General features: G+C 62.9%; 13 protein-coding genes. 3 read left to right on the forward strand and 10 right to left on the reverse strand.

Features of this window, described 5'->3' with window-relative positions:
• Positions 1–368 precede the first annotated feature (368 nt).
• The gene (gene recO, locus V6M52_RS17085) at positions 369–1,076 is read right to left on the reverse strand and encodes a DNA repair protein RecO (RefSeq protein ID WP_332702014.1); all 708 of its coding nucleotides are present in this window, start codon (positions 1,074–1,076) and stop codon (positions 369–371) included.
• A gap of 118 nt (positions 1,077–1,194) precedes the next feature.
• On the opposite strand from recO, the gene V6M52_RS17090 reads away from it, so the two are divergent.
• Both V6M52_RS17090 and fabF read left to right on the forward strand, forming a co-directional pair.
• The gene (locus tag V6M52_RS17090) at positions 1,195–1,584 is read left to right on the forward strand and encodes a MarR family winged helix-turn-helix transcriptional regulator (RefSeq protein WP_332702015.1); all 390 of its coding nucleotides are present in this window, start codon (positions 1,195–1,197) and stop codon (positions 1,582–1,584) included.
• Positions 1,585–1,642: 58 nt separating this feature from the next.
• Entirely contained in the window at positions 1,643–2,929 is a 1,287-nt protein-coding gene (gene fabF / locus V6M52_RS17095) for a beta-ketoacyl-ACP synthase II (RefSeq protein WP_332702016.1), read from the forward strand.
• Between the two features lie 29 nt (positions 2,930–2,958).
• Here fabF and era read toward each other — a convergent pair whose 3' ends face one another.
• From era to rpoZ, 7 genes are all read right to left on the reverse strand, one after another.
• Positions 2,959–3,882 carry a GTPase Era gene (gene era, locus V6M52_RS17100; protein ID WP_332702018.1) on the reverse strand — a complete coding sequence of 308 codons (924 nt, stop codon included), beginning with the start codon at positions 3,880–3,882 and terminating at the stop codon, positions 2,959–2,961.
• Entirely contained in the window at positions 3,879–4,586 is a 708-nt protein-coding gene (gene rnc / locus V6M52_RS17105) for a ribonuclease III (protein ID WP_332702020.1), read from the reverse strand. The genes era and rnc overlap by 4 nt, the downstream gene beginning before the upstream one ends.
• The gene (gene lepB, locus V6M52_RS17110; protein WP_332702022.1) at positions 4,583–5,377 is read right to left on the reverse strand and encodes a signal peptidase I; all 795 of its coding nucleotides are present in this window, start codon (positions 5,375–5,377) and stop codon (positions 4,583–4,585) included. Before lepB ends, rnc begins: the two co-directional genes overlap by 4 nt.
• Before the next feature lie 87 nt (positions 5,378–5,464).
• On the reverse strand, positions 5,465–5,881 hold the full coding sequence (acpS, locus tag V6M52_RS17115; RefSeq protein WP_332702024.1) for a holo-ACP synthase: 417 nt from the start codon (positions 5,879–5,881) through the stop codon (positions 5,465–5,467).
• Positions 5,878–6,471: an orotate phosphoribosyltransferase gene (pyrE, locus tag V6M52_RS17120; protein ID WP_332702026.1), complete on the reverse strand. Its 594-nt coding sequence runs from the start codon at positions 6,469–6,471 to the stop codon at positions 5,878–5,880. The genes acpS and pyrE overlap by 4 nt, the downstream gene beginning before the upstream one ends.
• Positions 6,458–8,743, reverse strand: a complete 2,286-nt coding sequence (locus tag V6M52_RS17125) for a RelA/SpoT family protein (protein WP_332688162.1) — start codon at positions 8,741–8,743, stop codon at positions 6,458–6,460. The genes pyrE and V6M52_RS17125 overlap by 14 nt, the downstream gene beginning before the upstream one ends.
• Before the next feature lie 345 nt (positions 8,744–9,088).
• Positions 9,089–9,457 (reverse strand): DNA-directed RNA polymerase subunit omega, encoded by a 369-nt coding sequence (gene rpoZ / locus V6M52_RS17130; protein ID WP_092179449.1) that lies wholly within the window; start codon positions 9,455–9,457, stop codon positions 9,089–9,091.
• 251 nt (positions 9,458–9,708) lie between these two features.
• Between rpoZ and V6M52_RS17135 the strand changes: the two genes are divergently transcribed.
• The gene (locus tag V6M52_RS17135) at positions 9,709–10,284 is read left to right on the forward strand and encodes a LabA-like NYN domain-containing protein (protein WP_332688163.1); all 576 of its coding nucleotides are present in this window, start codon (positions 9,709–9,711) and stop codon (positions 10,282–10,284) included.
• A gap of 9 nt (positions 10,285–10,293) precedes the next feature.
• On the opposite strand, the gene smpB is transcribed toward V6M52_RS17135, so the two are convergent.
• Together smpB and V6M52_RS17145 are read right to left on the reverse strand one after the other, a co-directional pair.
• Positions 10,294–10,791 (reverse strand): SsrA-binding protein SmpB, encoded by a 498-nt coding sequence (gene smpB / locus V6M52_RS17140; RefSeq protein WP_332702028.1) that lies wholly within the window; start codon positions 10,789–10,791, stop codon positions 10,294–10,296.
• 5 nt (positions 10,792–10,796) lie between these two features.
• Positions 10,797–11,109: dihydrodipicolinate synthase family protein (locus V6M52_RS17145; RefSeq protein ID WP_332702030.1), on the reverse strand; the 313-nt coding region annotated here is incomplete at its 5' end.

The following is an 11,109-nucleotide window of genomic DNA, read 5'->3' on the forward strand; positions in this document are numbered from 1 at the left end:
CCCTTTCGGGTTGGACGGTCGAGCTGGAGGCGGGGCGCTGTGCCCCTCTCTCCTCCTGCCAGCGTCCGGCCGGTGGTCAGCATACATGCGGGAGCCTGGCGACCCATGCTCCCCGGCAGTCTTACCCACTCATCACTCGTCATGATCGCGCTCTGGCGGGAAGATGGGAGCAGTATGCGGCAGGTTTTGGGGAGGGGGATAAGTTTGTGTCAATTGCAGAAAACCGCAACAAATACAGTCGTCACCCTCAGGCTTGACCCGAGGGGACTGTACTTATCCGATGTCCGCAAGTGAAGAGCCCTCGGCTCAGGCCCGAGGGTGACGATCTGTGGGTGGGAGCGGTTTGAGCACAGCCTTCGCGGTCGGCCTTAGTCCTCTTTCGACAAAATCCCCACCAGGCCATCCCGGATCGCGGGATGCTCCAGCTGCCTTGGGCCCCAGACCTGGCTCTGCAGGAAATATCCCGTCAGGCTCAGCGCATCCTTGATGTCGTGCGGGCTGGCATTGCCGCGGCTGGTGAGGAAGCTGGGAAGCGGCAGCAGGCGGTCGAGATAGGGAGCGGCGGCGGCGCGGGAGACGGCGCGGCCGGATTTGGGCGAGACATGGGTCAGATCGTCGGTGACGCCGGTGACGGCGCAGGCGGTGAGGTCGAGGCCATAGCCCAGCTCTTCGAGCAGGGTGAGCTCGAAGCGCGCCAGCGCTGCGCCATCGGGGGGGCTATCGATGAGGCGGAGGGCCATGCCGAGCAGGCGATCATGCGGGTCGCGCTCGGGCAGGAGGCGCAGGTGCTCGCAGAGGAGCTGGCTGAGATAGAGCCGGGTGCGATCCTCGATCAGTGCGGCGGCGCGGGCCTCTAGCAGTTCGACGGAGAACATGCCGAGCTGGTCTTCGAGGCGGGCGCGCCAGGTGAGCTGGATGGTGTTGCCGGGCTGGAGGACCGCGGCGAGGCGGCGCGTGCGGCCACCGCGGACCAGGCCCAAATGGCGGCCGCGGCCGGCGACCATGGCCTCGGCGATGACGCTGGTCTCGCCGTGGCGGCGCACACCGATCAGCAGGGCTTCACCAGTCCATTCCATAATCTGTTCTTGCCCCCGATCGCCTGCGCCGTCGAGGCGTTTTTCGCGGGTGATTTGACATCGTGTATATGCACGACTATCTCTGCCTGCGATGGAATTCGATTTTTCAGAATGTCTGGTGCTCAACAGCCGAATGGCGGCGCGCGCGATAACGCGGCGGGCCGACCAGAAGCTGCGCGCTGTGGGCATCACCGCGGCGCAGTTCACCATCCTTGGCGTTCTGTCGCGCAGGGACCGGCTGTCGATTACCGACGTGGCCGACAGCATTGCGATGGACCGGAGCACGCTGTCGCGCAATCTGCAATTGCTGGAGAGCAAGGCAATCGTAGCCGGCAGATCCGCCCAGCGCGGCAATGGCCGTATCTATGATCTGACGGCGGCCGGCGAAGCGCTGATGGAGCGGGCATTGCCTATCTGGCAGGCCTCGCAGACCGAGCTGCGCCAGACACTGGCCAATCCTGACTTCCCCACCGTCCTCTCGGCCTTGCGGCAAGTCGCGCGGCTTTAGCGCCGCGCGAGACCAATCAACCCATTCGCACCAGGCGTGCAATATACGAGGAAAACAGATGCTCAAGTCCGACCCGAACGATCCGATCGTCGTCACCGGCATGGGAGTGGTGAGCCCGCTGGGCGTCAGCACCGAGGTCAACTGGAGCCGGCTGCTCGCCGGCCGCTCGGGCGTGGTGCACAATGACCGGTTCGATACCGAGGCCTATGGGGCGCGGGTCGCGGGCCTGGTGCCGGGCAAGGACAGCGACGCGGAGGGCTTCGATCCGCTGGTGGCAATCGACGCCAAGGACATCAAGAAGATGGACCTGTTCATCCAGTATGGCCTGGTCGCCGCGGCCGAAGCGATCGCCCAATCGGGCTGGGAGCCGCAGACCGAGGATGAGCAGAACGCCACCGCGACCATCATAGGTTCAGGTGTGGGTGGCTCGCCGGTGATGGCGAAATCGGCAGTGCTGGTGGCCGAAAAGGGCCCCAGGCGGATGTCTCCATTCACGGTGCCGTCGTTTCTCGCCAATCTGGCGGCGGGATGGATCTCCATTCGCTACGGCTTCAAGGGGCCGATCGGGGCGCCGGTGACGGCCTGCGCTGCCTCGGCACAGGCGATTGGCGACGGCATGCGCCTGTTGCTGACGGGGGAGGCCGAAATCGCCATTGTCGGGGGCGCCGAGGGATCGGTCGATCCGTTGTCGATTGGGGGGTTCGGAGCGGCCCGCGCCCTGTCGACGGACTTCAACGACGCGCCGGAAAAAGCCTCGCGGCCGTTCGACGGCAAGCGGGACGGCTTCGTGCTGTCAGAAGGCGCAGCAGTGCTGGTGATCGAGAAACTGAGCCATGCCCGAGCACGCGGCGCCACGCCATTGGCGATTCTTTCTGGCTATGGCACCAGCGCTGACGCCTATCACCTGACGGCCGGTTCGCCCGACGGCGCCGGCGCGCAGGTGGCGATGCGCAAGGCCATCGACATGAGTGGCCTCACGAGCCAGGATATCGACTTCGTCAGCGCGCATAGCACGTCGACGCCGGTAGGCGACGCGGCAGAGGTGGCAGCGATCGAGGCGGTTTTCGGCGGGCGGGGCAAGACGCTGGCGCTCAGTGCGCTCAAGTCATCGACCGGACATCTGCTGGGTGCGGCCGGCGCTCTGGCAGCGGTCATGGCGATCAAATCGATCCAGAACGGAATCGTGCCGGGCACGCTCAATCTCGACGAACCCGATGCGAGCGCGGCACAGTTCGATCTGGTCGCCAACACGGCCAAGGCCAAGGCGCTCAAGCATGTGCTGGTCAATGCCTTCGGCTTTGGCGGGGTCAATGCCTCGCTGGTGCTGAGCGCCGTAGAGCGCTGACTGGCGACGCCTGCAGGTGGGAGAGGCGATCAGCCTTTCCCATGCGGGTATTCCAGGCCCATTTCGCGGTAGCGTTCGGGATCGTCGCCCCATTTTTCGCGAACCTTGACGAACAGGAAGAGGTGGATCGGCACCTCATACATGGCCATCAGTTCCTTGCGGCTTTCCTGGCCAATGGCCTTGATGGTCTGGCCGCCGGCGCCGAGCACGATCTTCTTGTGGCTGTCGCGGGTGACATAGACCACCTGGTCGATCTTGTAGGAGCCGTCCTTCTGGATCTTGAAGGACTCGGTTTCGACCGTGGAGTTGTAGGGGATCTCATCGTGGACGCGCAGGAAGAGTTTCTCGCGCGTGATCTCGGCGGCGGTGATGGCCATGGTGAGATCGGTGAGGTGATCCTCGGGGAAATGCCAGGGGCCGGGCGGAATGTGCTTGATGCACCAGTCCATGAAGTCCTGCACACCATAGCCCTTGAGGGCCGAGATCATGAAGGTCGCTTCGAAGCGCAGCTTGGCATTGATGGCTTCGGAGAGCTTGAGCAGTTCCTCGTTTTTGACCGTATCGATCTTGTTGAGGATCAGGATACGGGGGTGGCGGACGTTTTCGAGGCCCTCAAGCAGGGCTTCCAGCTCGGGCGTCAGGCCGCGGTCGACGTCGACGATGAGGGCGACGATGTCGGCGTCCCCCGCCCCGCCCCAGGCGCTATCGACCATGGCGCGGTCGAGCCGGCGCTTGGGGGCGAAAATTCCGGGCGTGTCGATGAAGACCAGCTGGGCCTTGTCGAGCGTCACCACGCCGCGCACCTGGCTGCGGGTGGTCTGCGCCTTGTGGGTGACGATGGAGACCTTGGTGCCGACCAGGGAATTGAGCAAGGTCGACTTGCCGGCATTGGGGGCGCCGACCAGCGCGATAAAGCCGCAGGAGGTATCGGAGAGTTGTTCGGGCGTGTTCATTGGTTTTCCTTCCACACCTTCTGGGCAATCAGGAACAGTTCGGCGGCCTTGTGTTCGGCGATCTTCTTGGATGGGCCGGTGGCGCTCAGCTGTTCGAAATCACCCAGGGTGACGGCGATGGTAAATTCAGGGGCATGGTCGGGACCACGCCGCTCGGTCTGGGTGTAGGTCGGGGGCTCGAGGCCGCGGGCCTGGGCCCATTCCTGCAGGGTGGTCTTGGCGTCGGCCTTGTTGGCCTGACCATCGGCGAGGAATTCCTCGAACATGCGCTCGACGAATTCATAGGCCTTGCCCAGCCCGCCGTCGCAATAGATGGCGCCAATCACCGCTTCGGTGACGTCGCCGAGAATGGCTTCCTTTTCGGCGCCGCCGGTGCGGGCTTCGCTGTCGCCCAGGATCATGGCGGAGCCGAGGTCGAGGGTGCGGGCGATGATGGCGCAGGTTTCCTTGCGCACCAGGGTATTGAGGGTGCGGCTCAGCTCGCCCTCATTGGCCTTGGGATAGCGACGATAGAGCATGTCGGCGACGACGAGGCCGAGCACCCGATCGCCGAGGAATTCGAGGCGCTGATAGGACTGCTCGATGCGCTTGGCCGGCGAGATGGCGCTGGAATGGGTGAGCGCGCGGTTCAGCAGGTCCGGATCGGCAAACTTGTAGCCGAGCCGGAACTGGAGCTTGTCATGATTGCGCGCGGCACGGCTCATCGATCGATGGTCTGGAACATGCGGTCCCAGCGGACATTGGCGGGCCACTGCCAGAGCTGCCAGGGGGGAATATTGTCCTTGATCGAGAAGAAGCGCGCCTCGGCCTTGGCGATGAGGTTGACGGCCGGGACGTAGCCCACCTGGCTCAGCACACGGCTATCGGCTGAGCGGTCGCGATTGTCACCCATCATGAAATAGTGGCCGGCGGGAACGACATATTCGGAGGTGTTGTCGAGCGGACCGTTGTCGGAGATTTCCTGGATGGTGTGGACCGTGCCTTCGGGGAAAGTCTCGCGGTAGACCGTAACCTCGCGGGTCTGGCCTTCGCTGTCGGTATCCTGCGCCGTGCCGATCTCTTCGCGCTCGACCATGGTGCCGTTGATGTAGAGGCGCCCTTCGCGGACCTGGATGGTATCGCCCGGCAGGCCGACGACGCGCTTGATATATTCCATGTTCTGCGGCACCGGGCGGAACACGGCGACGTCGCCACGATTGGGCTCGCGGCCGAAGATGCGGTTGCCGATCGGCAGCTCGAAATCGAGCGCGGTGAAATCGCCGTAGCGGCCGAGCGAGAAGGAATGCTTGCCGTAGCCCCAGACGAATTTGTTGGCAACGAAGTAGTCGCCGATCATCAGGGTCTGCTGCATGGAGGCAGTGGGAATGGAAAAGGGCTGGTAGAGGAAGGAGCGCAGCACGATGGCGATCAGCAGCGCCTCGACCACGACAACGATGGTTTCAACCCATTCATTGGTCGCGGACTTCTTGATGGGCTTGTCGACGGGCTGGCTCATGGATTTCCCCGGGAATACGCTGCCGAAGCGTTAGGCGTTTGTCCCGGTCGGGTCAATTGCAGTGGTCGATGGACTGATCCGAAAAGTCTACAACTTTTCGGGCCCATCTTGCGGCAGCGCCTCGATGATGACGAAGGCCTGGGCGAGCCCAGCGTCGTCGGTGATGGTGATGTGGATGTGGGGAACGTGTCCGGGGGGCACAAGGCGGGCCAGCGCTTTTGCCGCACCATTGGTCAGGTGCATGGTCGGCTTGCCCGAGGGCAGGTTCACCACGCCCATGTCGCGCCAGTAGACGCCCCAGCTGAGGCCGGTGCCGAGCGCTTTGGAGCAGGCTTCCTTGGCGGCGAAGCGCTTGGCATAGGATGCGGCGCGCTGCGCCCGGCGATCGGATTTGCGGCGCTCGATCTCGGTGAAGCAGCGGTTGGTGAAGCGCTCGCCATATCTGGCGAGGGTCTGCTCGACGCGATGGATCTGGATGAGGTCGGAGCCGAGGCCGATGATCATTTCACACCCTGGATGCCGCGGCTGCCGGGTTTGACGGCCGGGATGGCGGCCAGCTCGGGGGGCAGCTGGTCGGCGGGATAGGCGGGGACCTTGAACTCGATGAGGCTGACGAGCGGGACGCCGACATCGGCTTCGCCGCCCGAGCGGTCAATGAGACAAGCGGCGGCGACTACGTTTGCTCCGATGCCGCGCAAGGCCTCGACGCATTCGCGGATGGAGAGGCCGGTGGAGACGATGTCTTCGACCACGATCACCTTGTCATCGGGGGCGATCTCGAAGCCGCGACGCAGTTCGAACTTGCCGTCGACGCGCTCGGTATAGAGGGCTGGAACGCCGAGGTGCCGGGAGGTTTCGTAGCCAGGAATGATGCCACCAATGGCGGGGGAGACCACCTTGGTCACATCGCCAAAGCCATCGGCGTGGATCTTTTCGGCCAGGGCCTTGCAGAGCTTTTCGGTCTGGGCGGCGTATTGAAACACCTTGGCCTTTTGCAGGAAGACCGGTGAGCGCAGGCCCGAGGACAGGATGAAGTGGCCTTCGAGCATGGCACCGCATTCGCGGAAAATGGTCAGTACGTCATCTTTCGTCATCGACAAACCTCCGGTCGACCTTGCCATCCCATTCCAGGGTCGAAATCATGCCCGCTTCGCGAATGCCGGCGCGCTGGACGGCGGAAAGGCCGGGACTGCGCTTGAGCGTTGCCAGAACATCGGTGAGCTGCGCAAGGTCGCGCACCTCGATTTCGAAGATCAACTGGTGAAAATCGGGCGAAATCATCCGCATCACCAGATTGTTGATATTGGCGTCGCAGGCGGCGATGGCCGAGGAAATCTGCGCCAGCGAGCCTGGGCGATTGACCGATTCCATGGTGATGACGGTAGGAAAGAGCTTGTCCTCGCGGCCGACGAGGTTCCAGCGCACGTCCACCCAGGCGACATCGCTGTCGTGCATGTCGATCAGCGCATCGGAGTGGATGGGATAGACCAGCATGGCCGTATCGGGCTGCAGGATGCCTACCAGACGATCACCGGGCACGACCCCCTCCCCCGATACCGTTACCGGCATGTGGAAATCGAGCTGTGCCAAAGCCGCCTTGGCGCGCGGACCGGAACGCTGGCCGCCAGGCACGCGGAAGCGGAAGAGATCGGTGGAGCGCAGGGCGAACCAGCCATCGGCGGTGTCGGCCACCGGCAGGTCGAGCTTGCGGCGGCGCTTGCGCAGGCCCTTGAGCTTGGCCAGCTCGGCGGCCAGGGGCTCGGAGCCGATCTTGCCTTCGCCCACTGCGATCAGCAGGTCGCGGCGGCTGGTTGAGCCCAGCGCTTCGGCCAGGGCCTTGGCCTCGGCATCGTCGAGCATGACGCCTTCCCGCTCGAGCATCATGTTGAGCACATGCTCGCCCAAGGCGAAGGCGCGCTGGGCGGTGGCCTGGCGCACCGAACGGCGAATGGCGGCGCGGGCCTTGCCGGTGGCGGCAATGCCGAGCCAGTTGAGCGGCGGCAGATGGTTCTGGTCGCGGATGATCTCGACTTCGTCGCCACTGCGCAGCTGGGTCACCAGCGGCAGGATGGAGCCGTTGATCTTGGCGCCGACCGTGGTGTCGCCAATGTCGGTATGCAGGGCATAGGCAAAGTCGATGGGCGTGGCGCCGCGGGGCAGCGCGATCAACCGGCCGCGCGGGGTAAAGCAGAACACCTGGTCCTGGAACAGCTCCAGCTTGGTGTATTCGAGGAAGTCCTCGGTCGAATTGCCGGCCGTCAGGTGCGCAATGGTGGAGCGCAGCGAACCATAGGCCTGGCTCTCGTTTTCTATGCGGCTCAGATCGGCCGAAGCGCCATCCTTGTAGAGGGCGTGGGCGGCAATGCCGTATTCGGCGACGCGGTCCATCTCTTCGGTGCGGATCTGCAGTTCCACGCGCTGGCGGCCGGGGCCGACGATGGTGGTGTGGATGGACTGGTAATCGTTGTGCTTGGGGACTGAGATGTAATCCTTGAAACGCCCGGGCACGACCTTCCAGCGGGTGTGAACCACGCCGACAGTGCGGTAGCATTCCTCGAGCGAGCCGACGATGACGCGGAAGCCGATCATGTCGGAGAGCTGTTCCAGCGCGATCGACTTCCGCTCGATCTTGTTGAAGATCGAGAAGGGCGACTTCACCCGCGCCTTGACGCGCGCGGTGATGCCCTCGGCGGCGAGGCGCTCGCTGAGTTCAGTCGAAATGGTGGAAATGGTCTCGCGATATTCGGCCTGCATCTCGTCGAGGCGCGCGACGATGGCCTGGTAATGCTCGGGCTGGAGTATCTTGAAGGAGATATCTTCCAGCTCGTTGCGCATGTCCTGCATACCCATGCGGCCGGCGAGCGGGGCGTAGATATCCATGGTCTCCTGCGCAATACGCATCCGCTTTTCGGGCGGCATGTATTGCAGGGTGCGCATGTTGTGGAGGCGATCGGCGAGCTTGACCAGCAGCACGCGCACGTCCTGGCTGATAGCCAGAAGCAGCTTGCGCAGGTTTTCGGCCTGGGCCTCCTCGCGCGAGACCAGGTTCAGACGCTCGATCTTGGTCAGGCCATCGACGATGGCGCCGATTTCGGGACCGAAAAGCTGGTCGATCTCGGCGCGAGTGGCGTCGGTGTCCTCGATGGTATCGTGCAGCAGGCCCACGGCAATGGATGCATCATCGAGCTTGAGCTCGGTGAGGATGGCCGCGACTTCGAGCGGGTGGTTGAAATAGGGGTCGCCGGAGGCGCGCTTCTGCGAGCCATGCTTCTGCATGGCGTAGACATAGGCCTTATTCAACAACTGCTCGTCGACGTTCGGGTTGTAGGCCTGAACGCGTTCGACAAGCTCGTACTGACGCATCATGGGGTGGTCGCCGCTCGCTTAAAGAATGAGCTTAGCGCTTTGAAAGAAAATGGAAAGGGTGGCAGCGGGAGTATCTGAATTGCAGCGGGATGGGAAGGGATGGCCATTGCTTTGTGCGCGTTGCCCCACCCCCTACTCTTGATCGCTCAAATCGCTCCACTGGAGCGATTTGCCCCTTCGGGTCGCTCACAAGCCCATCAAGGGGGAGGTTTCTCTCCACTCTTTGGGCTCGATCCGCTCCTCCCACCGGGCAGCACCTCCCCTTGATGGGGGGCGGTTGGGCACGATCAAACGAAAACACCCCCGGCTTGCGCCGAGGGTGCCAAATGCACTGAGCAACGAGCTTTAGTCGTCGCGGCGTTCTGGCGGGGCAAGGCTTTCGATGCCACGCAGCAGTTCTTCTTCGCTGATGGTGTCGAAGTTGATCGAATCATCGCCATTGGCGCTTTCGATGAGCGGAGCGGCGTGCTCTTCGGGCTCGTCGACCTCGACATACTTCTGCAGCGAATGGATCAGGTCTTCGCGCAGGTCATCCGGCGAAATAGCGCCGTCGCCGATTTCACGCAGCGCCACAACGGGATTCTTGTCGTTGTCGCGGGAAACGGTGATCTGGGCGCCGGACGAAATCATGCGCGCACGATGCGCGGCCATGAGAACGAGATCGAAGCGGTTTTCGATCTTTTCGATGCAGTCTTCAACGGTGACGCGTGCCACAGACGTCTCCAAAATTTATGGAATGAACGCTTCCCATACACGAGCGACCCCGCGGGCACAAGGTTGGCGTGGCTCGGCCCGGCTATTAGCCTGCGAAAGCCATCACGACCACATGTCTTGCCGGGCTGCGGAAAACGTGCGAATAGCGAAGTTAAGATAAGGTTCTCGGCGGAATTTAAATTTGAAGTTTCGAGACTGCTTTTATCACGGCGCAGCATTTGGCGGTACGAGCCGCAAATGGGAGATTTGAGATGCCCATCGACTCCAGAGAAAAGATCGTTCTGTTCATCGATGGCGCCAATCTCTACGCGACGTCCAAGGCCATCGGCATCGACATTGATTATCGGCGCCTGCTCGCCGAATTCAGCGCCAAAGCCTATCTGCTGCGGGCCAACTACTACACAGCGCTGATCGAGGATCAGGAATATTCCTCGATCCGGCCGCTGATCGACTGGCTGGATTATAATGGCTTCACAGTGGTCACCAAGCCGGCCAAGGAATTCACCGACGCTGCCGGCCGCCGCAAGATCAAGGGCAATATGGACATCGAGCTCTGCGTCGATGCGCTGGAGCTGGCCCCTTATTACGATCACATGGTGTTGTTTTCCGGCGACGGCGATTTCACCGCCCTGGTGGCCGCACTGCAGCGCAAGGGCAAGCGCGTCACCGTGGTGTCAACGCTGACCACGTCCACGCCGATGATTTCCGACGATCTGCGGCGGCAGGCGGATTTCTTCATGGATGTCGCCGACCTGGCCAAGAGCGTCGGCCGGCCGCCGAGCGCAAGGCCGGTTGCGGCTCCCGTGGTCGGTGTGGCGGAGGAATAGGGCCCGGCCCTACCCGCGCCCACCCTCTTTCATGATGCGGGACTTGTCGCGGTTCCAGTCACGATTGCGCTCGGTTTCGCGCTTGTCGTAGTTCTTCTTGCCCTTGCCGATGCCGATCAGGATCTTGGCGCGGCCCTGGTCGTTGAAGAAGAGCTTGAGCGGCACGATAGTGTTGCCGGCGCGGGAAACTTCCTGGTCGAGGTGCGCAAGCTGCTTGCGCGAGACCAGCAGTTTGCGGGGGCGCTTTTCCTCGTGATTGAAGCGGTTGGCCTGCAGATATTCCGGGATATGGGCGTTGATCAGCCAAAGCTCTCCCCGTTCGGGAGAGGCATAGGACTCGGTGATCTGGGCCTTGCCCAGGCGCAAGGACTTGACCTCGGTGCCGGTCAGTACGATGCCGGCTTCCAGTGTCTCGCCGATCTCATAGTCGTAGCGCGAGCGGCGGTTTTCAGCCACGAGACCGTGGCTGATCACACCGTTCTTTGCTTTGTCGTTCTTTGGAGCCATCAGGGTTAGATAAGACCTGCATGGGCGATTGCAAAGTCCATGGCGTCCTGCGTCGGCTTGCTGATGGGGACCAGGGGCAACCGCATCTCGTTGGCGCAGAGGTTGAGCCGGTTGGCGACATATTTTGCCGGCGACGGGTTGGGCTCCATGAACAGGTCCTTGTGCAGATAGACCAGCTTGTCGTTGATCTCCCGGGCGCCGATAAAATCGCCCGCCAGCGACAGTTCCTGCATCTGCGAGCACAGGCGCGGCGCCACGTTGGACGTCACCGAGATGCAGCCATGGCCGCCATGGGCATTGAATCCGAGCGCGGTGCTG

It is taken from the genome of Devosia sp. (genome assembly GCF_036676215.1).
Taxonomy (GTDB): domain Bacteria; phylum Pseudomonadota; class Alphaproteobacteria; order Rhizobiales; family Devosiaceae; genus Devosia.